This window comes from Tropicibacter sp. S64 (assembly GCF_049803835.1).
Taxonomy (GTDB): domain Bacteria; phylum Pseudomonadota; class Alphaproteobacteria; order Rhodobacterales; family Rhodobacteraceae; genus Pacificoceanicola.
Window position 1 is genome coordinate 167,924 of the sequence record NZ_JBNAGK010000003.1, and the last position, 24,054, is coordinate 191,977.

General features: G+C 64.7%; 19 protein-coding genes and 2 tRNA genes. 6 read left to right on the plus strand and 15 right to left on the minus strand.

The genetic code is table 11. The features are described from left to right. Positions 1-132: 132 nt before the first annotated feature. The gene (gene hisA / locus ACP159_RS06490) at positions 133-855 is read right to left on the minus strand and encodes a 1-(5-phosphoribosyl)-5-[(5-phosphoribosylamino)methylideneamino]imidazole-4-carboxamide isomerase (protein WP_425098841.1); all 723 of its coding nucleotides are present in this window, start codon (positions 853-855) and stop codon (positions 133-135) included. A gap of 174 nt (positions 856-1,029) precedes the next feature. Between hisA and ACP159_RS06495 the strand changes: the two genes are divergently transcribed. Continuing rightward, positions 1,030-1,413 carry a DUF2147 domain-containing protein gene (locus ACP159_RS06495; RefSeq protein ID WP_425098842.1) on the plus strand — a complete coding sequence of 128 codons (384 nt, stop codon included), beginning with the start codon at positions 1,030-1,032 and terminating at the stop codon, positions 1,411-1,413. Positions 1,414-1,453: 40 nt separating this feature from the next. Here ACP159_RS06495 and hisH read toward each other — a convergent pair whose 3' ends face one another. From hisH to ACP159_RS06525, 6 genes are all read right to left on the minus strand, one after another. Further along, positions 1,454-2,089 carry an imidazole glycerol phosphate synthase subunit HisH gene (gene hisH / locus ACP159_RS06500; protein WP_425098843.1) on the minus strand — a complete coding sequence of 212 codons (636 nt, stop codon included), beginning with the start codon at positions 2,087-2,089 and terminating at the stop codon, positions 1,454-1,456. An 80-nt stretch (positions 2,090-2,169) separates the two neighbouring features. Then, positions 2,170-2,757, minus strand: coding sequence for an imidazoleglycerol-phosphate dehydratase HisB (hisB, locus tag ACP159_RS06505; protein ID WP_425098844.1), 588 nt, complete (start codon positions 2,755-2,757; stop codon positions 2,170-2,172). A gap of 113 nt (positions 2,758-2,870) precedes the next feature. After that, a tRNA-Gly gene (locus tag ACP159_RS06510) sits at positions 2,871-2,945 on the minus strand. A gap of 69 nt (positions 2,946-3,014) precedes the next feature. Beyond that, positions 3,015-3,089 (minus strand) — tRNA-Gly (locus ACP159_RS06515). Between the two features lie 390 nt (positions 3,090-3,479). Beyond that, positions 3,480-3,929 (minus strand): phasin, PhaP, encoded by a 450-nt coding sequence (locus tag ACP159_RS06520; RefSeq protein ID WP_425098845.1) that lies wholly within the window; start codon positions 3,927-3,929, stop codon positions 3,480-3,482. Between the two features lie 131 nt (positions 3,930-4,060). Then, complete coding sequence (locus ACP159_RS06525; protein ID WP_425098846.1) at positions 4,061-5,863, minus strand: PHA/PHB synthase family protein; 1,803 nt, start codon at positions 5,861-5,863, stop codon at positions 4,061-4,063. Positions 5,864-5,984: 121 nt separating this feature from the next. Between ACP159_RS06525 and phaZ the strand changes: the two genes are divergently transcribed. Further along, on the plus strand, positions 5,985-7,253 hold the full coding sequence (gene phaZ / locus ACP159_RS06530; RefSeq protein ID WP_425098847.1) for a polyhydroxyalkanoate depolymerase: 1,269 nt from the start codon (positions 5,985-5,987) through the stop codon (positions 7,251-7,253). 384 nt (positions 7,254-7,637) lie between these two features. Here phaZ and ACP159_RS06535 read toward each other — a convergent pair whose 3' ends face one another. Both ACP159_RS06535 and ACP159_RS06540 read right to left on the minus strand, forming a co-directional pair. Then, the gene (locus tag ACP159_RS06535; protein ID WP_425098848.1) at positions 7,638-8,225 is read right to left on the minus strand and encodes a VPLPA-CTERM sorting domain-containing protein; all 588 of its coding nucleotides are present in this window, start codon (positions 8,223-8,225) and stop codon (positions 7,638-7,640) included. A 264-nt stretch (positions 8,226-8,489) separates the two neighbouring features. After that, complete coding sequence (locus ACP159_RS06540) at positions 8,490-11,933, minus strand: pyruvate carboxylase (RefSeq protein ID WP_425098850.1); 3,444 nt, start codon at positions 11,931-11,933, stop codon at positions 8,490-8,492. 220 nt (positions 11,934-12,153) lie between these two features. On the opposite strand from ACP159_RS06540, the gene ACP159_RS06545 reads away from it, so the two are divergent. Then, the gene (locus ACP159_RS06545; protein WP_425098851.1) at positions 12,154-12,672 is read left to right on the plus strand and encodes a BLUF domain-containing protein; all 519 of its coding nucleotides are present in this window, start codon (positions 12,154-12,156) and stop codon (positions 12,670-12,672) included. On the opposite strand, the gene ACP159_RS06550 is transcribed toward ACP159_RS06545, so the two are convergent. Next, positions 12,637-13,779, minus strand: coding sequence for an alpha-hydroxy acid oxidase (locus ACP159_RS06550; protein WP_425098852.1), 1,143 nt, complete (start codon positions 13,777-13,779; stop codon positions 12,637-12,639). The two genes, ACP159_RS06545 and ACP159_RS06550, sit on opposite strands and share 36 nt — an antisense overlap. 122 nt (positions 13,780-13,901) lie before the next feature. Between ACP159_RS06550 and ACP159_RS06555 the strand changes: the two genes are divergently transcribed. From ACP159_RS06555 to ACP159_RS06565, 3 genes are all read left to right on the plus strand, one after another. After that, complete coding sequence (locus ACP159_RS06555; protein WP_425098853.1) at positions 13,902-14,504, plus strand: PEP-CTERM sorting domain-containing protein; 603 nt, start codon at positions 13,902-13,904, stop codon at positions 14,502-14,504. 28 nt (positions 14,505-14,532) lie between these two features. Then, positions 14,533-15,120: a YdeI/OmpD-associated family protein gene (locus ACP159_RS06560; RefSeq protein WP_425098854.1), complete on the plus strand. Its 588-nt coding sequence runs from the start codon at positions 14,533-14,535 to the stop codon at positions 15,118-15,120. Positions 15,121-15,302: 182 nt separating this feature from the next. Then, the gene (locus tag ACP159_RS06565; RefSeq protein ID WP_425098855.1) at positions 15,303-17,720 is read left to right on the plus strand and encodes an ATP-dependent helicase; all 2,418 of its coding nucleotides are present in this window, start codon (positions 15,303-15,305) and stop codon (positions 17,718-17,720) included. Between the two features lie 87 nt (positions 17,721-17,807). On the opposite strand, the gene ACP159_RS06570 is transcribed toward ACP159_RS06565, so the two are convergent. The 5 genes from ACP159_RS06570 to ACP159_RS06590 form a co-directional block, all read right to left on the minus strand. Continuing rightward, positions 17,808-19,013: a DegT/DnrJ/EryC1/StrS family aminotransferase gene (locus tag ACP159_RS06570; protein WP_425098856.1), complete on the minus strand. Its 1,206-nt coding sequence runs from the start codon at positions 19,011-19,013 to the stop codon at positions 17,808-17,810. A 129-nt stretch (positions 19,014-19,142) separates the two neighbouring features. Next, a complete protein-coding gene (locus ACP159_RS06575; protein WP_425098857.1) occupies positions 19,143-20,444 on the minus strand; it encodes an NAD(P)/FAD-dependent oxidoreductase in 1,302 nt (433 codons plus the stop codon). Between the two features lie 92 nt (positions 20,445-20,536). Then, on the minus strand, positions 20,537-21,901 hold the full coding sequence (locus tag ACP159_RS06580) for a glutamine synthetase family protein (RefSeq protein WP_425098858.1): 1,365 nt from the start codon (positions 21,899-21,901) through the stop codon (positions 20,537-20,539). Further along, positions 21,898-22,581 (minus strand): type 1 glutamine amidotransferase, encoded by a 684-nt coding sequence (locus ACP159_RS06585; protein ID WP_425098859.1) that lies wholly within the window; start codon positions 22,579-22,581, stop codon positions 21,898-21,900. Before ACP159_RS06585 ends, ACP159_RS06580 begins: the two co-directional genes overlap by 4 nt. Positions 22,582-22,618: 37 nt before the next feature. Then, positions 22,619-23,962 (minus strand): glutamine synthetase family protein, encoded by a 1,344-nt coding sequence (locus tag ACP159_RS06590; protein WP_425098860.1) that lies wholly within the window; start codon positions 23,960-23,962, stop codon positions 22,619-22,621. Positions 23,963-24,054: the final 92 nt, after the last annotated feature.

Genomic DNA, 24,054 nt, shown 5'->3' on the forward strand with positions numbered 1-24,054 from the left:
GGGGGGTGTGGGGGCGGGGGTGGGGGGGGGGGGGGGGGGGGCGCGCCCGGCCCCCCCCCCCCCCCCCCCCCCCCCCCCCCCCCCCCCCCGGGCGACGGGCCGAAGGCCCGGCGCAATGCCTGCCGGATCTTGTCAGCCGCGCAGCAGCTTGACCGCCTCTTTCAGGTCCAGCGCCCCGTCATAGAGCGCGCGCCCCGAAATCGCGCCGTTGAGCGAGGCGCCGCAATCGCGCAGCGCCTTGAGATCCTTCAGCGACGACACCCCGCCGGAGGCGATCACCGGGATCGTCACAGCCCGCGCCAGCGCCGCCGTTGCCTCGACATTCGGGCCCTGCATTGCGCCATCGCGGTTGATGTCGGTGTAGATGATCGCGGCAACGCCCGCATCCTCGTAGCTCTTGGCAAGCTCCACCGCGTCCACGTCCGTGACCTCGGCCCAGCCCTTGGTCGCGACACGTCCGCCCTTCGCGTCGATGCCCACGGCGATCTGCCCCGGGAAGGCCGCTGCCGCCTCGCGCACCAGTGCCGGGTTCTCTACTGCCACGGTGCCCAGGATCACACGGGCGAGTCCCTTTTCCAGCCACGCCTCGATGGTCTTCATGTCACGGATGCCGCCGCCGAGTTGCGCCGGGGTGTTGGTCTGTGCCAGGATCGCCTCGACCGCCGCGCCGTTCACCGGCTCGCCCGCGAAAGCCCCGTTCAGGTCGACGAGGTGCAACCATTCGCAGCCCGCCGCCACGAACTCCAGCGCCTGCGCGGCGGGGTCGTCGTTGAATACGGTGGCCTTGTCCATGTCGCCGCGCAGCAGGCGCACGGCCTTGCCATCCTTGAGGTCGATCGCGGGATAAAGGATCATGTCTCTTGTCCTTTTTACGGGGCTTTTCCTGCCCCTTATTCTGACGTTGCGGCAGGTGCAACCTCGGATGCTGCGCTGCGTCGTCACGTCATGACGCACCCCGTCGTTACGTCAGGCTTGATTGCGCCCGCGCCGCCGCGTCAAGCTGCCGCAACAGTCGAGGAGGAGAGACTCATGACACGTGTACTGATGGCCGCAGCGCTGGCCCTGCTGGCAGGCGCCGCCGCCGCCGATCCGGCGGAAGGCGTCTGGAAGACCGAAGTGGATGACGGCAGCTATGCCCACATCACCATTGCCCCCTGCGGTCCCAATTTCTGCGGCGTGATCAGCCGCACCTTCAACGCCTCCGGCGAATACGCCTCGCCGAACAAGGGCAAGCAGCTGGTGCGCGACATGGCTCCGCAGGGCGGCGGCGCCTACGCGGGCAGCGTCTGGCGTCCGTCGAACAACAAGGTCTACATCGGCAAGATGCAGGTCAACGGCAATTCGTTGAAGCTCAAGGGCTGCGTGGCCGGCGGGTTGCTCTGCTCCAGCCAGACCTGGACTCGCGTGCAGTGATCGCGTCGGTCGGCCGGGCAGGGCGCCCGGCCTTCCGCGTTCAGGGCCGCCACTGCAGGAAGTTGGCGATCATCCGCAGGCCGGTGGCCGCGCTTTTCTCCGGGTGAAACTGCAGGCCGATGACATTGTCCCGCCCGACGATGCCGGTGACGTCGCCGCCGTAATCCACGAAGGCGATGCGCTGCGACAGATCGGCCATGCGCATCTGGTAGGAATGCACGAAATAGGCGTGATCGCCGGTCTCCAGACCGGCGAGAACCGGGTGCGGACGCACGATCTGCAGATCGTTCCAGCCCATGTGCGGCACCTTCAACGCCGGATCGTTCGGGGTGATGTGCATCACCTCGCCGTCGATCCACCCGAGCCCCTCGGTCTCCTCGTACTCGTGCCCCTTGCGGGCCATCAGCTGCATGCCGACGCAGATCCCGAGAAAGGGCCGCCCGCGGCCCTCCACGGCCTCGACCATGGCGTCGAAACAGCCCGATGCCCGCAGCGCTTTCGCGCAGGCCGGGAAAGCCCCGTCTCCGGGCAGCACGATGTGATCGGCTTTGGAGACCACATCGGGGTCGGTGGTCACCACGACCTCCGAGCCGCCGCCCTCGCGGGCCATCTTCTGGAACGCCTTCTCGGCGGAATGCAGGTTGCCGCTCTCATAGTCGATGATCGCCGTCAGCATGGCACGACCGCTCCGTTTCCAATTGCTTCAAATATCCCGGGGAGTCCGAGGGGCGGCGCCCCTCGGTCCCGCAGGATGTCTCAGAGCGCGCCCTTGGTGGAGGGCAGCTTGTCCGCCACACGCGGATCCGGCTCCACCGCCATGCGCAGCGCCCGGGCGACGGCCTTGAACGCCGCTTCGGCGATGTGGTGGCTGTTGATGCCATGCAGGCGGTCGATGTGCAGCGTGATGCCGCCGTGGGTGCTCAGCGCCTGGAAAAACTCGCGCACCAGTTCGGTGTCGAAGGTGCCGATCTTCTGGGTCGGGAAATCGACAGCCCAGACCAGGAACGGCCGGTTCGACAGGTCGAGCGCGGCGCGGACCTGCGTGTCATCCATCGGCAGGTGGCATTCGCCGTAGCGGCGGATGCCGGTCTTGTCGCCAAGCGCCTTGACCAGGGCCTGCCCGATGGCGATGCCGGTATCTTCCACCGTGTGGTGATCGTCGATGTGCAGATCGCCCTGCGCCCGGATCGTCATGTCGATGAGCGAGTGGCGCGAGAGCTGGTCGAGCATATGATCGAAGAACCCGACGCCGGTCTTGTTGTCATAGACCCCGGTGCCGTCGAGATCGAGGGTCACCTCGATGGACGTCTCGGTGGTCTTGCGGCTGACGGTGGCGGTGCGCATCGGCGATCTCCCTGGCTTTCGCGGGCCTTATAGGCGCGCAGGACCAGGGGGGGAAGAGGGCGCGAACCGGAGTGTCGCGTCCTGTTGCCGTGTCGTCGTGGGTGGGAGGAAAATGGAGCGGGCGAGGCGATTCGAACGCCCGACCCTAACCTTGGCAAGGTTATGCTCTACCCCTGAGCTACGCCCGCAAACCATTTTCATCGGATCGTTTCGGCGTTTCCGCTGGGTGGCGGCGCATCCCGAAACCGATCCCTAACTGGAGCGGGCGAGGCGATTCGAACGCCCGACCCTAACCTTGGCAAGGTTATGCTCTACCCCTGAGCTACGCCCGCGTACCAGTTGGTGACGGCGGATTTAGCCTTGGGGACGGATGGGTGCAAGAGGGAATTTCGGGTTTTGGCGGAAATTTTCCGGGCCGGGCGGGCGCCGAAGTCCTTGAAGGACTTCGGTCCGATTTCCTGCGAGGAAATCGGGGTTGCGCCAGGGGGAGGGGTATTGCAAACGCCGCGGGCTTCAGGGGCAAGAGCCCCACGGGGACGGGCGTCGACAGTTTTGCGGGCGAAATTGTGACTCCGCTCTGTGTTCGAAAAAGTCGGGGCTTTTTCGACGGAAAAAAGGGCGGATACCTTGCGGTACCCGCCCTAGGATATTGCGCCAAAAATGGGAGGAGAAGGCGCAAATCCTGGTATCGCTCCCGGGGAGGAGAGGGAGCGATGTCTTGTTTACTTCGCTGCTGCGGTGGCCTTCTTGGCGGTCGCGGTCAGCTCGTCGGTGGCTTTCTTGACAGCGGCGGTGGCGTCTTCGGAGAAGTCCTTGCCTGCGGCCATCATCAGCTCGACGGTGTCCATCTGGACCTTCTTCGCAATCTCGGCGAAGGCGGCCATGTTCTCGGCGGCCACTTCAGCCTGTGCGGAGGCGAAGTCGGTCATCGACTTGGCGTAGTCTGCCGGCTCTGCCTTGGCTTTGGACATCTCGGCCATCTTGGCGAGGGTGTCCTTGGTCCACTTGGCGGAAATCTCGGTCGACTTCTCGGCGGCTTCCAGAGCCACGGCGGAGAGCTTCTCGCTCATCGTCGCGGTGGTCTTGAAGGCGTCTTCCATCGCTTTGGTGTCAACCGGGAAGGAGCCCATCATGTCCTTGAACATGCCGGTGAAATCTTGTGCTTTGGCCATTGTATTCATCCTCTAGTCTACAGCGAGGGCCCACCCCTCTGTTCTGCTGTTGAAGAGAATATGCATTCTGCGGTGCGGCATTTCAAGGGTTTTTTGCTGCACCGCAGAAAAATCTGCCAAGCACTTGATATTCAGCGGTTTTGGTCGCGCGCCTTGATCGCCACATAGGTGCCGGGTGCCGGGCACAGGCTCTTATAAGGCGAATCGCCGGGGGTTCGGGCGGGCACTTTCTTGCCCGAGCGCTTGCGCAGCCAGCCCTCCCAATGCGGCCACCAGGAGCCTTCGTGCTTGTCCGCCCCGGCCTTCCAGTCGTCGAAGGACAGCGACAGGTCGTCGTTCAGGTAATGGCCGTATTTCACCCGCGACGGCGGGTTCACGATGCCCGCAATATGACCCGACTCGCCGAGCACGAAGGCTTTCGACTTCGAGCCCATCATCTGCACGCCCCGATAGACATCGCGAGCGGCGGCGATGTGGTCGGTCTCGGTCGCGATGGACATCAGCGGCACGTCGACATCCTTGACCGACAGGGTTTCGCCGAACAGCGAGAAGGTGCCTTCCGCGAACTCGTTGCGCTGGCACAGGCCGCGCAGGTACTGCTTGAACATCTTGCCCGGCAAGTTGGCGCCGTCGCCGTTCCAGTACAGCAGGTCGAAGGCCGGCGGGGTCTCGCCCATCATGTAATGCCGGATCGCCGGCCCGTAGATCAGGTCGTTAGAGCGCAGGTACGAAAAGGTGCGGGCCATGATGAAGGACGGCAGGATGCCTTCCTGGTCGATCTCCTGTTCGATCCCGGCGGCGAAGTCCTCCTGCAGAAAGGGCGTGAACTCGCCCTGATCGGAGAAGTCGGTCAGGGCAGTGAAGAATGTGGCGGATTTCACCGACTTGTCGCCGCGCTTCTTCAGCAGCGACAGCACGAGCGACAGGGTCGTGCCGGCGATGCAGTAGCCCACGGCGTTGATCCGGTCGGTCTCGCAGACGTCCTTTACCACCTCCATCGCCTTGAGGTAGCCTTCCTCGATGTATTCCTCGAGCCCGATGTCGGCGTAGGTCGCATCGGGGTTGATCCAGCTGACAACGAAAAGGGTGTACCCCTGATCGACGACCCAGCGGATCAGGCTGTTCTGTGGTTTCAGGTCGAGGATATAGAACTTGTTGATCCAGGGCGGGAAGAGCACCACCGGGGTCTCGTGCACCTGATCCGTGGTGGGGCTGTACTGGATCAACTCCATCATGCGGTTGCGGTAGATCACCTCGCCCTGCGCCGTGGCGATGTTCTCGCCGACGGAAAAGGCGCTCTCGTCCGCAAGCCGCACCAGCATCTCGCCATTGTTGGCTTCCAGATCGGCGACAAGGTTCTCCAGCCCGCGCACCAGGCTCTCGCCCTCGGTCTCCACCGCCTTCATCAGGGCGTCCGGGTTGGTGGCCAGGAAATTCGTGGGGGCGAACATGTCGGTGATCTGCTGCGCGAAATAGGCCAGGCGGCGCTTCTCCTTCGGGTCCATGCCGTCAAGGTCGGCAATGCCCTCGCGGATCGCCTCGGCATTGATCAGGTACTGCTGCTTGACGAAGTTGAAGTAGGGGTGGCTGTCCCACAGCGGATTCTTGAAACGGTTGTCCTTCGGGCCGGGATCGTCGGGCGCCTTGAGCTGCCCCTTGGCCAGCGTCTGTTGCGCTTCGACAAAATGCGTGAGCGTCTTGCCCCAATACTGCACCTGGTTCTCCAGAACCTTCGCCGGGTTCTGCAGCCACTCCTGCCAATAGGCCTGCGCAGCCTTGGCATACAGCTCGTTTTCCGGTCCGTTCAGCGCCTGGGGAGTCGGCTTCCGGCGGGAGATCGCGGCCAGGAGGCGCTGCTGCAGCTCCTCGACCCGGGCGAGATTGGCCTCGAGCCGCTCACGATTTTCGCCTGCGACTTCTGTGTTCGTTGCCATGTTAACGATTCCCCCCTATGGTCCGGGTTCAGGATAACGTCGCCTTTGACGGGAGGCAAAGCGGCGAAATGGCCCTATGCGACAGTGCGTTGCCAAAGGTCGGACAAACAGGAGTACCTCCATGCGTTACATGGCCGCCTACGACATGATGGAAACCTTCCGCAACACCAGCCAATGGCTCGGTGCAACGGCCAAGACCATGGCCTCCTACCCCGCCTTCGCCGCGGTACCGAATCCGGGCCTGGCCTGGATGGCGGCCTGGGGCCAGGTGGCGGAGCGCGCCTTCGAGCGGATGGTGGTCAAGCCGGACTGGGGCATCCATTCCTTCACCTGCGACGACGGCAAGGACCACCTGGTCAGCGTCGAAACGGTTGTGGAGAAGCCTTTCGGCAACCTGATCCACTTCAACGTGACCGGCCGCGAGGAGCAGCCGCGCAAGATCCTGCTGGTCGCGCCGATGTCCGGTCACTACGCCACGCTGCTGCGCTCGACGGTGAAATCGCTGATCACCAATTGCGAGGTTTACATCACCGACTGGCACAACGCGCGCGACATCCCGGTGTCGGCGGGCAAGTTCGACATCGAGGATTACACCCTCTACCTCGTCGACTTCATGCGCCACCTGGGCCCGGACACCAACGTGGTTGCCGTCTGCCAGCCCGCGCCGCTGACGCTTGCCGCCACGGCCTATCTCGCGGAGATGGACGCGGATGCGCAGCCGCGCACGCTGACGCTGATCGGCGGACCGATCAACCCGGACGCGGTGCCGACCGATGTGACCGACTTCGGCGCGCGCGTGACCATGGGCCAGCTCGAGGAAACGATGATCCAGCGCGTCGGCTTCAAGTTCAAGGGCGTCGGGCGGCTGGTCTACCCGGGCCTGCTGCAGCTCACCTCCTTCATGAGCATGAACGCCGACCGCCATTCCAAGGCCTTCCAGGACCAGATCCTGCGGGTCATCCGCGGTGAGGCCTCCGACCATGACGCGCACAACCGCTTCTACGACGAATACCTCGCCGTGATGGACATGCCGGCGGAGTTCTACCTCTCCACGGTCGAGCGCATCTTCAAGAAGTGCGAGATCGCAAAGAACGAATTCGTCGTGGACGGCCACAAGGTCGACATGGGCAAGATCACCAATGTCGCGGTAAAGACCGTCGAGGGCGACAAGGACGACATCACCGCGCCGGGTCAGTGCATCGCCGCGCTGGATCTCTGCACCGGCCTGCCCGCCTCGAAGAAGGCGAGCCATGTGGAGCCCGGTGCCGGCCACTATGGCATCTTCGCCGGCAAGAGCTGGCGGGACAATATCCGCCCGCTGGTGCTCGACTTCATCGACTCCAACGCCGCAAAGCCCGGCGAGAAGGCCGCGAACATCAACGCCGCCTGACGCGGCCAACGGCCCCGGCCGGACATCGAGACAACCGCCCCGGATGAAACAGGCCGAGGCGGTTTTTCTCTGCGCGGACCGCTTTGATGCCGGATGTCCCACGCCCGAGGTCCCGCGCGCCGCTGTCTTCTTTGGTCCGAAAATACCTCGGGGGTCCGGGGGCAGGGCCCCCGCATGCGCCGAAGGCGCATTGGTCGCCCTGCGTCAAAGCGTTTCCGGTCATTGATGGATCACCAATACTTTGCCGCGCTTCGCGCTTTCACGACATTGGTGATGCTCTTTGTGCCAGTTTAGACTGCAAACGCTCTAGCATGGCGAAACCCCGGCAAGGAAAAAGGCCGGAGGGGGTCCCTCCGGCCTTTCGAATTCAACGGGATCGGAGACTCAGGCGTCCGATTTGGCCTTGCGGCGACGCACCAGCGCCAGGCCACCCAGCGCACCGACCAGCAGCGGCAGCCCGGCGGGCAGCGGCACTTCCGGGGTGAAGTTTTCCGGCGGCGTCTGAATGAAGATGCTGTAGCCGATGCCATCGACGTTAGTGCCGGCCAGCGAGAAGCTCGCAGTGCTGGAGACCAGCGGACCGGTGGACGCAACATTGAGGTAACCGGCGAGATTCCAGCCGGGCGCCGTGGTGCCCGCGTTTGTGTTGATCGAGGCAACGACGGTGTCGGTCACCGTGAACGTAAGGGTATTGATGCCATTGCCAGCGGTGATCGTTTGGCCGTTGTTCACCGTGCCGGTACCGAAGATCAGGCTGTCGAGACCGGAGAAGGTATAGCCTGCGTACTCACCGCTCGTGCCGCCCATCAGGAAGGACCCGGAGAAGTTCAGGGTCGAGCCAGCCTGCACCTGCGTCGAATCGGCACGATTGCCCGTCGCATCCATGACACCGTTAACGGTGGATGCTTCGGCGGTGAAGGATGTCGCTGCAAAGGACACCGCAAGGGTCGCAGAAAGAACGAAATGTTTCATAAACTCGGAGTTCCCAAGGGTTGCCTGTTAATCCTTCATTTACCGGCTCTTTTGCTGCGTCGCAACGAAAAGCTGGCAGAAAGACGACGATTTATGGCCCTGGATGTGACGCTCGTCACTTTTTTGAGCCCCTGTGCAACCCATGCGTGTGAGCGTTGGTTTGCAAGAGTTTAAGGGTTGTTCACGTCTTCCGTATCGGCATGCGAAGGCCCGCGCCGGACTGGCGCGGGCCTTCGGGTTTGCCGGAATGCGCCTTGCGCCGGCTCACTCCAGTTCGATCAGCAGGTCCTTGGCGTCGATCTGCCCGCCGGGCAGGACATGCACGGCCTTCACCGTGGCATCGCGCTCGGCGTGCAGGCCGGTCTCCATCTTCATCGCCTCGATGGTCAGCAGCAGGTCGCCGGTCTTGACCGCCACGCCGGGCTGTACCGCGACGGAGGCCACGACCCCGGGCATCGGCGCCCCGATGTGGTTCGGGTTTCCCAGTTCCGCCTTGGGCCGCGCGGCGCTGCTCGCCGCGGCCTTGCGGTTGGGCACGCGGATGGTGCGCGGCTGGCCGTTGAGTTCGAAGAACACCTTCACATTGCCGTCTTCCTGGGTATCGCCGACCGCTTGCAGCAGGATTTCAAGCGTCTTGCCCGGGTCGATTTCGGCGCTGATCTCCTCGCCCGGCTCCATGCCGTAGAAGAAGGTCCGCGTCGGCAGGGTGCGCACCGGGCCGTACATCTCGTGCCGGGCGCGGTAATCGGTGAAGACCTTGGGATACATGAGATATCCGTTCAGATCCTCATCGTCGATCTCTGCCCCGTCGAGCTGCTCCGAGAGCGTCTTGCGGGTTTCCTCGATGTCCACCGGCGCGGCCTTGAGGCCGGGACGCTCGGTGAAGGGTTTCTCGTCCTTGAGGATCTTCTTCTGGATCGCCTTCGGCCAGCCGCCCGGGGGCTGCCCGAGGCTGCCCTTCATCATGTCGATGACCGAATCCGGGAAGGACAGCTCGACCTTCGGGTCCTCGACCTGCGCCCGCGTCAGGCCTTGGCTCACCATCATCAGCGCCATGTCCCCGACGACCTTCGACGAGGGGGTGACCTTCACGATGTCACCGAACATCTGGTTCACGTCGGCATAGGTTTGCGCCACCTCATGCCAGCGCTCTTCGAGGCCCATGGAGCGGGCCTGGGCCTTGAGGTTGGTGAACTGGCCGCCGGGCATCTCATGCAGGTAGACCTCGGAGGCGGGGGCCTGAAGCGAGGATTCAAACGCCGCGTATTGTCCGCGGACCGCCTCGAAATAATTGGAGATTTCCCGGATCGCGGCGATGTCGAGCCCGGTGTCGCGTTCGGTGAAGCGCAGGGCCTCGACGACCGATCCGAGGGTCGGCTGAGAGGTGTTGCCGGAGAAGCTGTCCATGGCTGCGTCCACCGCGTCCACGCCCGCCGCCTGTGCCGCCATGATCGTCGAGATCGCCGCGCCGGAGGTGTCGTGGGTGTGGAAGTGGATCGGCAGGCCGACCTCTTCCTTGAGCGCCTTGACCAGCGTCCCTGCGGCGGAGGCCTTGAGCAGGCCGGCCATGTCCTTGAGGCCCAGCACATGGGCGCCCGCGTCGCGCAGTTCCTTGCCCATGGCGACGTAGTATTTCAGGTCATACTTCGCGCGGTCGGGATCGAGGATGTCGCCGGTGTAGCAGATCGTGCCTTCGAGAACCTTGCCGGTATCGAGCACCGCATCCATGGCGACGCGCATGTTCTCCACCCAGTTCAGCGAGTCGAAGACGCGGAAAACGTCGACGCCGGTCTCCGCCGCCTGTTTGACGAAGAACTGCACCACGTTGTCGGGGTAGTTGGTGTAGCCGACGCCATTCGCCCCGCGCAGGAGCATCTGCGTCATGATGTTGGGCATGCGGGCGCGCAGATCGCGCAGGCGCTGCCAGGGGCATTCCTGCAAGAAGCGATAGGCCACGTCAAAGGTCGCGCCGCCCCAGCATTCGACGGAGAAGAGCTGCGGCAGGTTGTGGGCATAGGCCGGGGCCGCGCCGATCATGTCGATGGAGCGCATCCGGGTCGCCAGCAAGGACTGGTGCCCGTCGCGCATTGTCGTGTCGGTGATCAGCAGCTGCTTCTGCGCGAGCATCCAGTCCGCCACGGCCTGCGGGCCCTTTTCCTCCAGCAGGGTCTTTGTCCCGGGGGCGGGGGTTTCCGTGCGCAGTTGTGGCGCACGGGCGGGCTTGAGGTCGGCGGCGGGCTTGGGGCGTCCGGCGGTCTCCGGATGGCCGTTGACCGTGATGTCGGCAATATAGGTCAGGACCTTGGTGCCACGGTCGCGGCGTTGTTTGAAATCAAACAGTTCCGGCGTCGTGTCGATGAACTTCGTGGTGTACTGGTTCGACAGGAACGTGGGGTGTTTCAAGAGGTTGATGACGAAATCGATGTTGGTCGTCACCCCCCGGATGCGGAATTCGCGCAGAGCGCGGTCCATGCGGCGGATCGCCTGTTCCGGCGTCGGGGCCTTCGCCGTGACCTTGACCAGCAGAGAGTCGTAATAGCGCGTGATGACGCCGCCCGCGTAGGCCGTGCCGCCGTCGAGGCGAATGCCCATGCCGGTGGCGGAGCGATAGGCGGTCAGGCGGCCATAGTCGGGGATGAAATTGTTGGTCGGGTCCTCGGTGGTGATCCGCGTCTGCAGCGCATGGCCGGTCAGGCGGACGTCATACTGGGAGGCCTTGCCGGTGGCTTCTGCGAGCGATTTGCCCTCGGCGATGAGGATCTGCGCCTGCACGATGTCGATGCCGGTGACTTCCTCGGTGACGGTGTGCTCCACCTGCACGCGCGGGTTCACCTCGATGAAGTAGAAGGCGCCGGTGTCCATATCCATCAGGAATTCGACGGTCCCGGCGCATTCGTAATTCACATGGGCGCAGATCTTGCGGCCCAGCTCGCAGATTTCCTCGCGCTGCGCCTCGGATAGATACGGGGCAGGGGCGCGCTCCACGACCTTCTGGTTCCGGCGCTGAACAGAGCAGTCGCGTTCGTAGAGGTGATAGATGTTGCCCTCGCTGTCGCCGAGGATCTGCACCTCCACGTGGCGGGCGCGGAGGATCATCTTTTCGAGATACCCCTCGCCGTTGCCAAAGGCGGCCTCCGCCTCACGGCGGCCTTCCAGCACCTTTTCCTTCAACTCCTTGGCGTTGTTGATCGGGCGCATGCCGCGCCCGCCACCGCCCCAGGAGGCCTTGAGCATGAGCGGAAAGCCGATCTCCTCGGCCTCCTTCGTGATCGCGTCGAAATCGTCGCCCAGAACCTCCGTCGCCGGGATCACCGGCACGCCCGCCGCAATCGCCACCTTGCGGGCAGAGGCCTTGTCGCCTAGCGCGCGCATCGTCTCCGCCTTCGGACCGATGAAGGTGATGCCGGCCTTCACGCAGGCATCGACGAAATCGGGGTTTTCCGACAGCAGGCCATAGCCGGGATGGATCGCATCCGCGCCGCTCTCCTTCGCCACGCGGATGATTTCCGGGATCGACAGGTAGGCCGCGACGGGCCCGAGGCCCTCACCGATCCGGTAGGCTTCATCTGCCTTGAAACGGTGCAGCCCCAGCTTGTCCTCTTCGGCATAGACCGCGACGGTCTTTTTTCCCATCTCGTTTGCGGCGCGCATGATGCGGATGGCAATCTCGCCGCGGTTGGCAATGAGGATCTTCTTGAAGCTGGTCATTCGGGGGGTCCCTTGATCTGGCCGTTTCAGTGTCGCATAGGGCGTCTTTTCCCCGAGCGTAAGTTAGGGAAATTGGGTAGTCTATGCCGCATTGCGGCATGTTAGCGATAACAAGCGGACATGCAAGCCGCGTGTCGGGCGCATCGTGACCGCTTGGCGCTTAAGTCGACTGAAAGGTTTTCGGGTTACGACAATACGCGATTTTGCGATGGAGGCCCCGATGTCCGGGCAGACCCTGGTCAGGAAGATCTACATCAGCCATGCGCGGGCGCCCATGTCCGTTCCGGCCATCGACGTGCTGCTGGCGGCCGCGCGGGAGAACAATGCGCGGATCGGGGTGACGGGATTCCTCGCCTATCATCAACGCAGTTTCTTCCAGGTGATCGAGGGGGAGGCGGGTGCTGTCGCCGGGCTTTTCGCTGCGATCGAACGCGACCCACGCCACGACGGGATCATCGAGCTCGGGACGACGGTGGTGCAGGAGCGTCTGTTCGGCGACTGGACCATGGGGTATGCCGATCCCGCCCAGCTTGGGCCGGAGAACATGGCCATCGTCAGCGACCTGCGCCAGCTGGCGCATGAAAACGGTGCCCTGGGCCTTGGTGACCGCCGAGTCTCGGTTCTGCTCAACACCTTCCTCGCCAGCTTTCGCGACCTCGCCTTTTCCGCATGGCGTGTGCCGTCGGGGCGGGACGTGGACGCCTCAGTCCCGGATCAATCGGCGGGGCAGGTCGCCTAGGGCGTGGGTGCCCATCTGCGCCATGTTCAGCTTCATGTCATCCGTCAGGATATGGGTCAGATGCGCCGGGCCCTGTCTGCCAAGCGCCGCAACCGCGTAATGCCAGGCGCGGCCCAGCATGACGAAATTCGCGCCGAGCGCCAGCGCCCGCAGCACGTCCATGCCGGAGGCCACGCCGCTGTCGAAGATCAGCGGATAGTCCGGCCCTACGGCGGCGCGCACCTTCGGCAGTTCCGTGATGCTGGCCGGGCCCGGCTCGAACTGGCGGGCCGAATGGTTCGAGACCCAGATCGCGTCCACGCCTTCCGTCACCAGCCGCGTCGCTGCGTCCGGGCACATGACGCCCTTGACGATCAGATCGCCCGTCCACTCCTCGCGCAGCGCCCTCAGCGTGTCCCAGTCCGGCGTGCCGCGAATGATGTGCCCTGCGTGCGCGAGGCTGGACCGCGGATCGTCCGAATCCACGTAACTCTCTGGCAGCACTATGCGAGGCGCGCCGGTCTTCAGCGTCTTCAGCGACCACTCCGGATGCGTCAGCACCTCCCAGACCACCCGCGGCGTGATCTTCGGCGGCATGGTCAGCTTGGCCCGACGCTGCCTCTCCCGCCGCGAATCGTCCGGCACGTCGACGGTCAGGATGAGCTTCTGAAACCCGCTTTCCTTCGCCCTCCGCAGCATGTCGCGGCGGATGTCGGGATCGGCCGGACAATACATCTGATACCAGCCCATATCCCCGGCAATCGGCCCGATCTCCTCCGGCAGACGGGTGGCGACGGTTGACAGCCCGTAGGGGATCCGCTGCGCCCGGGCGTGCCCCGCCAGCATCCGCTCCGCCCCGGGCCACATCAGCCCCGACATGCCCACCGGCGCGATGCCGAAGGGACGGCTGTAGTCGGTGCCCATAAAGCGGGTGGTGAAATCGGGGTCGACCTTTCCGGGCAGGATGTCCGGCATGAAAAGCACCGCATCGAGCGCATCGCGATTGCGTCTGAACTGCAATTCCGCCCCGGTCGAACTGTCGAGATACTCGAAGGCAAAATGCGGAATGCGCCTGCGGGCCTTGCGGCGGAGGTCGGAGACGGCGGGATAGGAGAGGTCGAGATCCATGGCGGCATTTGGCTGTGATGCAACGGTTTTGTCCAGTGGCTTGCCGGGGGAAACCGTGTGATTGGCAGGATGGCACTATCTGGTATGCTGACCTCAATGGGACAACAACCAATGGGACAGGCATGACACTCAAGGCAACTCTCGCGGCGGCGACACTCTGCGCCGCCTGTGCATCGGCCTCTTCGGCGGCGGTGCTGGTCAACATCTGGGAGGACGGCACCGATGTGCTCGCCTATGCCGCGGGATCGCTCGATCTGACCGGCGCCGCGTCGCAGTACCTGGCCGGCGGCGCGCCTTTTATCAGCCCGGACAGCTTTCTCCTCGGCGAGGATGGCGTCGGCCCGTCGATGGACGCCTATCAGTTCACCGGAAGCGGCAACCCGACGAGCTTCGGCACCGGCAGCACCATGACCTCCGCCACTTCCGGCACAGTAACCGAGTTCGGCATGACGTTCGGTACGGCGGCCGGTGGCAATACCGTGGTGTACATCGAGCAGGGCTATACCTTCGGAACGATCTTCACCAGCAACGCGTTCTTCCAGAACCGCACATTGACCGACATGGACCTGATCGCGGGAAGCTATGTCTTCTCGCTGCCGTTCGATACGATCACCGTGGAAGTCGGGACCGCACCGCCCGCCGGTGTGCCGCTTCCCGCCACGGCGCTTCTTAGCCTTCTCGGGCTCGGGGCTCTGGGCTGGGCCGGACGGCGGCGCAAAGGCTGACGGGGCGCTGAAAGCGAAGGGGGCATGCATGACCGACATCAAGGCGAAACTGGATGCCCATTTCGAGAAACCCGGACCCTGGCAGGCGGAACGCCGCGCCCTCCGTGCGATCATGGAAAGCTGCCCGGTCCGCGAAGAGATGAAGTGGCATCAGCCGGTCTACACGGCCCACGGCGGCAACGTCGCGATCATCGGCGCGTTCAAGGATTTCTGCACGCTGTCCTTCTTCAAGGGCGCTCTGCTGGAGGACCCGGAGGGCATTCTCGAACCCCCGGGCGCCAACAGCCGAGCCGCCCGCCTCTTCAAGGTCACCGACCTCGCGCAGGTCAGGGCACGGGCCGGCGTGCTCAAAGGTTACGTGTTGGAAGCCGTCGAACTCGAACGAACCGGCGCGAAGGTCGACTTGCCGCCGGATGATTTCGACCTGCCCGAGGAACTGGGCGAGGCCCTGGAAGCCGATCCGGCGCTGGCAGAGGCGTGGGATTCCCTCACACCGGGGCGCCGCCGCAGCTGGGCGCTGCGGATCGGCGAGGCGAAGAAAACCGAAACGCGTGCGGCGCGGGTGGAAAAGGCTACACCGTTGATCCTGCAAGGCAAGGGAATCCACGACCGCTGACGCAATGGCGCGGGTCCATCTTTCTTCTCTTTCCAAATACCTCCGGGGAGTCGCCGAAGGCGGCGGGGCAGCGCCCCGGACAAAATTTTGCACCGACAAAATTTTCCCTGCACCCGGGAAACCGGCGGAACAATCTGTGAACGTCTCTTCCCCTCATCCCGCCGCCACGCTAGTATCGCACCATGAGCAGTTACGATGATTTCGACGCCTTCGAGGGTGCCACCCTCTCGCAACGGGCCATGGCCGTGCGGCCCGCGCCCTATCTCGATGGACTCAATCCGGCGCAGCGGGAGGCGGTGGAGGCCATGGATGGCCCGGTCCTGATGCTGGCCGGGGCAGGGACGGGCAAGACCAAGGCGCTGACCGCCCGCATCGTGCATCTATTGAGCACCGGCCGTGCCCGGCCGAACGAGATCCTCGCCGTGACCTTCACGAACAAGGCCGCGCGTGAGATGAAGAACCGGGTTTCGGGTATGCTCGGGCAGGTGGTCGAGGGTATGCCCTGGCTCGGCACCTTCCACTCCATCTGCGTCAAGCTGCTGCGGCGGCACGCGGAACTGGTGGGCCTGAAGTCGAATTTCACCATTCTCGACACCGACGACCAGCTGCGCCTGCTCAAGCAGTTGGTGCAGGCGGCGGGCATCGACGACAAGCGCTGGCCCGCCCGGCAGCTGGCGGGGGTGATCGACGACTGGAAAAACCGCGCCCTGACGCCGGACCGGGTTCCGGCAGCGGATGCCAATGCCTACAACCAGAAGGGGCCGGCACTCTACGCGCAGTATCAGGAGCGCCTGCGCGAGCTGAACGCGGTCGATTTCGGCGACCTGCTGTTGCACATGGTCACGATCTTCCAGCAGCACGGTGACGTGCTCGACCAGTACCAGCGCTGGTTCCGCTACATCCTCGTCGACGAGTATCAGGACACCAACGTCGCCCAGTACCTCTGGCTGCGGCTGCTGGCGCAGGGGCACCGGAACATCTGCTGCGTCGGGGATGACGACCAGTCGATCTACGGCTGGCGCGGCGCGGAGGTCGGCAACATCCTGCGCTTCGAAAAGGATTTTCCCGGCGCCCATGTGGTCCGGCTCGAACAGAACTACCGCTCGACCCCGCATATCCTCGCCGCCGCCTCCTCCGTCATTCGCGGCAATGCCAACCGTCTGGGCAAGGAACTCTGGACCGAAGCCGAGGACGGCGAGAAAGTCCGGCTGATCGGCCATTGGGATGGCGACGAGGAGGCCCGCTGGGTCGGCGAGGAGATCGAGGCGATGCAGCGCGGCACGCGCGGCTTGCGTCCTTTCAGCCTCGATGACATGGCGATTCTCGTCCGCGCATCGCACCAGATGCGGGCATTTGAAGATCGGTTTCTGACGATTGGTCTGCCTTACCGGGTGATCGGCGGCCCGCGCTTCTACGAGCGGATGGAGATCCGTGACGCCATGGCCTACTTCCGGCTGGTGGTCTCGCCCGCCGATGATCTGGCCTTCGAGCGGGTGGTCAACACGCCCAAACGCGGTCTTGGCGACAAGGCGCAACAGGCGATCCAGCAGCTGGCCCGGCAGAACGGCGTGTCGCTGCTCGATGGCGCTGCGATGGCGGTGGAACAGGGAATCATCAAGGGCAAGGGCGCCAAGGCGCTCTCGGAGTTTGTCGTCGGCATCGCCCGCTGGGGCCGCCTGATGCGCGCCACCGTGGCTGCGGGCGGCGAGGACGACGTGATCGAGGAGCTTGGACCCGAGCGGCGCGAGGCGGAGGTCTCCCACGTCGAACTGGCGCAGATCATCCTCGACGAGAGCGGCTACACCGCGATGTGGCAGAACGACAAGACGCCGGAGGCGCCGGGGCGGCTGGAGAACCTCAAGGAACTGGTCAAGGCGCTGGAATCCTTCGAGAATATTCAGGGCTTCCTTGAGCACGTCAGCCTGGTCATGGACAATGACAGCGACGATGGCGGGGCCAAGGTCTCGATCATGACGCTGCACGCGGCCAAGGGTCTGGAATTTCCCGCGGTCTTCCTGCCGGGCTGGGAGGACGGACTGTTTCCGTCGCAGCGGTCGATGGACGAAAGCGGCCTCAAGGGATTGGAAGAAGAGCGGCGTCTGGCCTATGTCGGCATCACCCGGGCGGAGGAAGTCTGCACGATTTCCTTCGCGGGCAACCGCCGCGTCTTCGGTCAGTGGCAGTCGCAAATGCCGTCGCGTTTCGTCGATGAACTACCCGAAGAGCATGTGGAGGTTCTGACCCCGCCGGGTCTCTACGGCGGCGGCTACGGCGCGGCGGCCTCCAGCGGCATGGGCATGTCTTCGGGCATGGAGAGTCGCGTCGCCTCGGCGGATGTCTACAATTCGCCCGGCTGGAAGCGGTTGCAATCCCGGCAAGGTGAGCGCCCGGTCAGCCAGCCGAAGGAGAGCCGCAACACGGTGATCGACCTGACGGCGGTGAGCGCTTACACGGTCGGAGAACGGGTGTTTCACCAGAAGTTCGGCTACGGGTCCATCGTCGGCATCGAGGGGGACAAGCTCGAAGTGGGTTTCGACAAGGCAGGCACGAAGAAGGTGGTCTCGCGCTACGTCTGCGCGGCGGACGACGTGCCCTTTTAGGAAATTCGGACTGAGTGTCCGGCAGTGCCGATTTCTTGAAAAGAAATCGGTCCGGACTCTTTCAAAGAGTCCGGATCCCGCCCGCCGTCACGTCCCGTAGGCCCTGAGCGGTCCCATCACCGTCTCCGCAGCCTCGACCAGAACCGCCGAGACCCAGTCGCAGTCGGCCTCGGTCAGCCGTGCGGGCAGACGCGTGTCACAGGCCCGCATCAGCATCGCCCTTGTGCGCGGCAACTCCGGCATCTCCGGCATGAATTGCCAGTTCCAGAAGGCCCGCGCGTTGTCGGTGTTCATCCCGAACACCTGCACCTTGACGCCATTCTCCCCGGCCAGGCGGGCGAAGGCGCGGGCCTCGTCGTCGCTCATGCCTTCGAGGTTGAACTGCAGCGAATCCGGTGCGCGCTCCTCCGGGTCGAGCTTGGGCGGGACGCACAGCCATGGGCTGCGGTCCAGCGCCGCCGCCACGCGGTCGTGATTGCGCCGCCCGTCCCGCACCCGGCGCGGGATCTCGGCGATCTGCGGACGGATCACGGCGGCGGAGAGGTTGCCAAGGCGAAGGTTGTACAGTGGCAGCTTGTTCTGCCAGCGTGCCAGGGCCTCTTCAAGCGCCGCCGAGTTGTCGCCATGGGTCAGGTGCTTCTGCCACATGTGCTCGTAGGCCCCGGACATGATGACAGCACGGGCGACCAGGTCCGCGTCATCGGTAATCAGGATGCCGCCTTCGCCCGCGTTCAGCAGCTTGTAGCTCTGGAAGCTGAAGCACCCGATTTTCCCGATGGTCCCGATCTTGCGCCCGTCCCAGAGCGTGCCGAGCGAATGCGCCGCGTCCTCGATTACCGGGATGCCCCGCGCGTCGCAGAGCGCCATGATGGCGTCCATGTCGGAGGTATGGCCGCGCATGTGGCTGACGATCACCGCCTGAACGCTGTCAAGTTTGTCCTCGAAGTCGCTGATATCAATGCGGTAATTTTCGCCGACCTCGCAGAGAACCGGCACGCAGTCCGCATGCACCACCGCCGAAGGGACCGCGGCGAAGGTGAACCCGGGGATGAGGACGCGGGCTCCGCGGGGCAGATCCAGTGCCTTGAGCGAGAGGAACAGCGCGGCGGAGCAGCTGCTGACCGCCAGCGCGTATTTCACGCCCATCTCCGCCGCGAACTCCCGCTCCAGCAGGGCGACCGGCGCGTCCTGCGGAGCGGTGTAGCGAAACAGGTCGCCGGAAGCGAGAAGCCGGTCGATCTCGGCGCGGGCGGCCTCGGGGATGCTCTCGGCATCATGCATGTTCGGCGTCATGATTTTCAATTTCCCGAATAGTCGTTTTCGAAAATGTAAAATACCCGCAGGCGCAGGCCAAGTGTTTTCGCGCACCGGACGAGGCGTCACGAGGCCGCGTGGCGAATGGGAAACGCTTTTACCAGACCGTTACAGGCCGAGCCGGTCGCGCAGCGCGAACCAGCTCATGGCAAGGGCGAGCAGCGGCGTACGGAAGCCCGGTCCACCGGGAAAGCGCGGGCAGGGCAGGGCGGAGAAGGCGTCGAACCCGGCGCTCTGGCCCTTGACCGCCTCGGCCATCAGTTTGCCGGCCTGCACGGCGTTGCCGACGCCGTGCCCGGAATAGCCGGAGGCGGTCAGCACGTTGGGCGCGAGCCGTGCGAGATGCGGCAGGCGCTTCATGGTGATGGCCAGCGTGCCGCCCCAGGCATAATCGAGCCTGACGTCCGCCAGCTGCGGAAAGATCTGCAGAAGCGGCTTGCGGACAACCGCCCGGATGTCCTTCGGGAACTTGTAGCCGTAACTTTCGCCGCCACCGAACAGCAGCCGCCCGTCGTGGCTGAGACGGAAGTAGTTCACCACGAAGAGATCGTCCGCAACGGCCACATCGCGGGTCAGCACCTCGCTGGCCCGCGCCCCGAGGGGCTCGGTGGCGACGACGAAATTGTTGATCGGCATGACACGGGAGGCCACCCGTGGCGCGAGTCCCCCGAGATAGCCGTTGCAGGCGAGGATCAGGTGGTCGGCTTGAACATGGCCGCCGTTTGTCGCGATCCGGACGGGGGTGCCGTGCTGGATGTCATGCACTTCGGAGCGCTCGTGGATACGCACCCCGGCAGCCCGCGCGGCCTTGGCGAGGCCGAGCGCAAGGGCCAGCGGATGCAGGTGCGCCGCGCCCATGTCCAGGATGCCGCCCTTGTAGGCGGGCGAGGGGCACAGCGCGTGGAACGCCTCTGCGTCCAGTACCTCCATGTCGTAGCCGTACTGGCGGGCCATGTGATCCGCGTAGCCATGCAGGTCACGGACCGAGGCTGCCGACGTGCCGGACCAGGCGACGCCATCCTTCAGGTGACAGTCGATCTCGTGGCGTGCCACGAGTGCCTTGACGAGGGCCTTGGCCTCCTCGCCGAGATCCCAGAATTGCCGGGCCCGGTCCCGGCCCACGAGTGTTTCCAGCTTCTGCTGATCCAGCCGCTGCCCGGACCCAAGCTGCCCGCCGTTGCGCCCCGACGCGCCGAACCCCACGCGCTGCGCTTCCAGCAACACCACGTCCAGCCCGGCTTCGGCCAGGTGCAAGGCCGCCGACAGCCCGGTATAGCCGCCACCGACCACGCAGACATCTGCCCGCGCCGCACCTTTGAGCGGCGCGAACCGCTCCGGCGCCGGTGCGGTCTCGGCGTACCAGCTTGCGGGGTACGCGCCCCTGACATCATTGGCATGGAGCAGGTTCACTACGGATGTCCCCCGTCTTTCGTCTCTATGCAAGCACTCCCCGGGGAGGCGCCCCGGGCACCCGTTGGCGGAGCCCCGATGGAGAGCATGGGTCACACGTTCAGCAGCAGATGCTCGCGCTCCCAGGGGCTGATCACCTGGAGGAACTCGTCGTATTCGGAATGCTTCACCCCGATGTAGACCTGCGCGAATTCCTTGCCGAGGACCTCGTGCAGCGCCGTCGCTTCTTCGAACTGCTCCAGCGCCTGTCCCAGCACCCGCGGGATATCGCCCTCGCCTTCATAAGCATCGCCCTTGAGCTGCTTGGACGGCCAGCGCTCCTCCATCAGCCCGAGATAGCCGCAGGCCAGCGAGGCCGCGATGCCGAGATAGGGGTTGCAGTCCATCCCCGCCAGCCGGTTCTCCACCCGCCGCGATTTCGGGTCGGAAATCGGGATGCGGATGCCCGTGGTGCGGTTGTCCCGCCCCCACTCGAGGTTGATCGGCGCGGCGTGGTCTTTCACATACCGACGATACGAATTCACATAAGGCGCGAGCACCGCGATCGCGGAGGGCAGATGCGTCTGCAGCCCGCCGATGAAGTGGAAGAACGCATCCGTCTCGCCCCCTTGCGGGCCGGCGAAGATATTCTCCCCGGTTTTCTTGTCGAGGATCGAGTGGTGGATGTGCATGGCACTGCCCGGTTCGTCCGCGATGGGTTTGGCCATGAAGGTGGCAAAGCAATCGTGCCGCAGCGCCGCCTCGCGGATCAGCCGCTTGAAGTAGAAGATCTCGTCTGCCAGCCGGACGGGATCGCCATGGATCAGGTTGATCTCCAGCTGACCCGCGCCGCCTTCCTGCGTGATGCCGTCGATCTCGAAGCCCTGCGCCTCGGCAAAATCGTAGATGTCGTCGATCACCGGGCCGAACTCGTCCACGGCGGTCATGGAATAAGCCTGCCGCGCCGCCGCCGGGCGCCCGGACCGGCCCATCATCGGCAGGATTTCCTTGGCCGGGTCGAGGTTGCGGGCGACGAGGTAGAATTCCATCTCCGGCGCCACGATGGGCGTCCAGCCCTGCGCCTCGTACAGCCCGACCACCCGCCGCAGCACGTTGCGCGGGCTGAACGGCACCGGCTTTCCCTTGCGGTCAAAGGCGTCGTGGATCACCTGCAGCGTCCAGTCGCCGGTCCAGGGCGCGGCGGTGGCCGTGCTCATGTCGGGCCGCAGGATCATGTCCCGTTCGAGAAACCCGACATCCTCCGCCGCCTCTTCGGACCAGTCGCCGGTGATGGTCTGGAAGAAGATCGAGTCGGGCAGGTGAAAGTGCTTCTGCCGCGCGAATTTCGTCGCGGGCACGGCCTTTCCCCGGGCGATTCCGGGGAAGTCGGAGATCACGCATTCCACCTCGTCGAGCCGCCGCCCTTCGAGATAGGCGCGGGCGGCCTCGGGGAGTTGGTCGAGAAAGTCGTCGCTCATGAGAGGCTCCTTGTCTGGAAGAACCGCGCGAACTGGTCGGCGAGGGCACCGCGGTCGAGCGGCGTGCCCATCCGGGCGCGGGCCTGCGCCAGCAGCGGGTCGGGGACAACACCCTTGCCGCGAGTCTCGATGAGACCTTCGATGAAACCGTCGCCGTATTCGGGGTGGGGCTGCACGGTGTAGGCCTTGCCGGGGTAGAGCAGGGCGGCGTGTTTGCAGAAGTCGGACGAGGCCACGGTCTCGGCCCCCTCCGGCGCCACCGTCACCTGGTCCTGATGCCAGGCCTGGATGGTCTTCGGTCCGTCCGGGAAGGCATAGGTCGTCGGCCCGACAGACCAGCCGCCCTTGAACTTCTCCACCGTGCCGCCAAGCGCCTGCGCGATGATCTGATGTCCGAAACACACACCGACAAGCGGCTTGTCCGCCGCCACGATGGCGCGGATCAGGTCCTCCAATGGCGGTATCCAGGGATGGTCCTCATAGGCGCCGTGCCGTGAGCCGGTGATCAGCCAGCCGTCCGCGTCGTCCGGACCGGCGGGGAAGTCGCCCTCCACCACCGACCAGTTCTGGAAGTCAAAGCCGCGCCCGGCCAGCAGGGTTTCGAACATGCCGGGGTAGCTGCCGAAGTCCTTCTTGAGGTCTTCGGGCGGCAGGCCGGTCTGCAAGATGCCGATTTTCATGGTTCACCCAAGGTTCGGGATTGTTGCCGGGGGCAGGTCACACCGTATCGAGGTAGATTTCAACCTGCTCCGCGCCAGTCAGTTCCGCCATATAATGGAGTTCCTGCTTCTTCGTCAAAAGCAGGTTGCGGATGAGGTTCTCCGGAAAGATGCGCGGCATGATCTGCGACGCTTCGAAGGCCTCGATCGCGGTGCCCCAGTCGGACGGAATATGCGGCAGATCCTGCGCATAGGAATTGCCGGTGATCGGTTGCGGCGGTTCCGCCTCGTCGTCCATGCCGTTCATCGCCGCGCCAAGGATGGCCGCGAGCGCCAGATATGGGTTCACGTCGCCGCCCGCCACCCGATGTTCGATCCGCCGTGCGGCGGGCGCGCCGGAGGGGATGCGGATGGCCGCAGTGCGGTTTTCATAGGCCCAGCAGATGCCGGACGGCGCATGCGCCTCGGGCACGAGCCGGTCATAGCTGTTCTGGTGCGGTGCAAAGATCAGCGTGCTGTCGTACAGCGCATCGACGCAGCCCGCCACCGCATGCCGGAGCCTGTCGGTGCCTTTCTCCGTGCCGTCATCGAAGATGTTCCTGCCCTGGGCGTCCAGCACGGAGAAATGCGCATGCATGCCGCTGCCCGCGTAATCCTCGTAGGGCTTGGCCATGAAGGATGCGGCAAAGCCATGCCGGCGCGCCAACCCCTTGACCAGCATCTTGAACAGCCAGGCATCGTCAGCGGCGGCGAGCGCGTCGGACTGGTGCATCAGGTTGATCTCGAACTGACCGAGACCGGCCTCCGAGATCGCGGTATCGGCCGGGATGTCCATGGCCTCACAGGCCTCGTAGAGGTCGGTGAAGAAGGCGTCGAAGGCGTCAAGCGCCCGGATCGACAGGATTTCCGCCGCCTTGCGCCGCTTGCCCGTACGCGGCGAGGCCGGCACCTGCAGGTTACGGGTGCTGTCGTCGATCAGGAAGAATTCGAGCTCGACCGCCGCCACCGGGGTCAGCCCTTTGTCCTTGTATCGCTTGACGACGCGGGCCAGCGCATGGCGCGGATCGCCGTCGAACGGTCGGCCGTCCTCGTGGAACATCCAGATCGGCAGCAAGGCGGAGGGCGAGTCGAGCCAGGGCATGGGCACGAAGCCCCGTTCCGTCGGCCAGAGCACCCCGTCGCGGTCGCCGGTTTCGAACACCAGCGGGCTGTCGTCGATGTCCTCGCCCCAGATATCGAGGTTCAGCGCCGACATCGGAAACCGTGTGCCCCCCTGGACTGCCTTGTCCGCGAACCGTGCGGGAATGCGCTTGCCGCGCGGCACGCCGTTGAGATCACAGGCGGCAACACGGATGGTGCGCACCGAGGGATTCTTGCGCAGCCAGTCTGAGGGGGCAGTCATGGGAACCTTCTTTCAAGGGAGCGGATAATTTGATCAAATTTGTAGCGCCCGCTTTTGCGGCTGGCAAGGGCGGTGTTCAAGGCACTCGGACA

Coding starts and splice junctions, on each gene's coding strand:
- hisA (WP_425098841.1), bottom strand. CDS start 855: ATGATCCTTTATCCCGCGATCGACCTCAAGGATGGCAAGGCCGTGCGC.
- ACP159_RS06495 (WP_425098842.1), top strand. CDS start 1,030: ATGACACGTGTACTGATGGCCGCAGCGCTGGCCCTGCTGGCAGGCGCC.
- hisH (WP_425098843.1), bottom strand. CDS start 2,089: ATGCTGACGGCGATCATCGACTATGAGAGCGGCAACCTGCATTCCGCC.
- hisB (WP_425098844.1), bottom strand. CDS start 2,757: ATGCGCACCGCCACCGTCAGCCGCAAGACCACCGAGACGTCCATCGAG.
- ACP159_RS06520 (WP_425098845.1), bottom strand. CDS start 3,929: ATGGCCAAAGCACAAGATTTCACCGGCATGTTCAAGGACATGATGGGC.
- ACP159_RS06525 (WP_425098846.1), bottom strand. CDS start 5,863: ATGGCAACGAACACAGAAGTCGCAGGCGAAAATCGTGAGCGGCTCGAG.
- phaZ (WP_425098847.1), top strand. CDS start 5,985: ATGCGTTACATGGCCGCCTACGACATGATGGAAACCTTCCGCAACACC.
- ACP159_RS06535 (WP_425098848.1), bottom strand. CDS start 8,225: ATGAAACATTTCGTTCTTTCTGCGACCCTTGCGGTGTCCTTTGCAGCG.
- ACP159_RS06540 (WP_425098850.1), bottom strand. CDS start 11,933: ATGACCAGCTTCAAGAAGATCCTCATTGCCAACCGCGGCGAGATTGCC.
- ACP159_RS06545 (WP_425098851.1), top strand. CDS start 12,154: ATGTCCGGGCAGACCCTGGTCAGGAAGATCTACATCAGCCATGCGCGG.
- ACP159_RS06550 (WP_425098852.1), bottom strand. CDS start 13,779: ATGGATCTCGACCTCTCCTATCCCGCCGTCTCCGACCTCCGCCGCAAG.
- ACP159_RS06555 (WP_425098853.1), top strand. CDS start 13,902: ATGACACTCAAGGCAACTCTCGCGGCGGCGACACTCTGCGCCGCCTGT.
- ACP159_RS06560 (WP_425098854.1), top strand. CDS start 14,533: ATGACCGACATCAAGGCGAAACTGGATGCCCATTTCGAGAAACCCGGA.
- ACP159_RS06565 (WP_425098855.1), top strand. CDS start 15,303: ATGAGCAGTTACGATGATTTCGACGCCTTCGAGGGTGCCACCCTCTCG.
- ACP159_RS06570 (WP_425098856.1), bottom strand. CDS start 19,013: ATGACGCCGAACATGCATGATGCCGAGAGCATCCCCGAGGCCGCCCGC.
- ACP159_RS06580 (WP_425098858.1), bottom strand. CDS start 21,901: ATGAGCGACGACTTTCTCGACCAACTCCCCGAGGCCGCCCGCGCCTAT.
- ACP159_RS06585 (WP_425098859.1), bottom strand. CDS start 22,581: ATGAAAATCGGCATCTTGCAGACCGGCCTGCCGCCCGAAGACCTCAAG.
- ACP159_RS06590 (WP_425098860.1), bottom strand. CDS start 23,962: ATGACTGCCCCCTCAGACTGGCTGCGCAAGAATCCCTCGGTGCGCACC.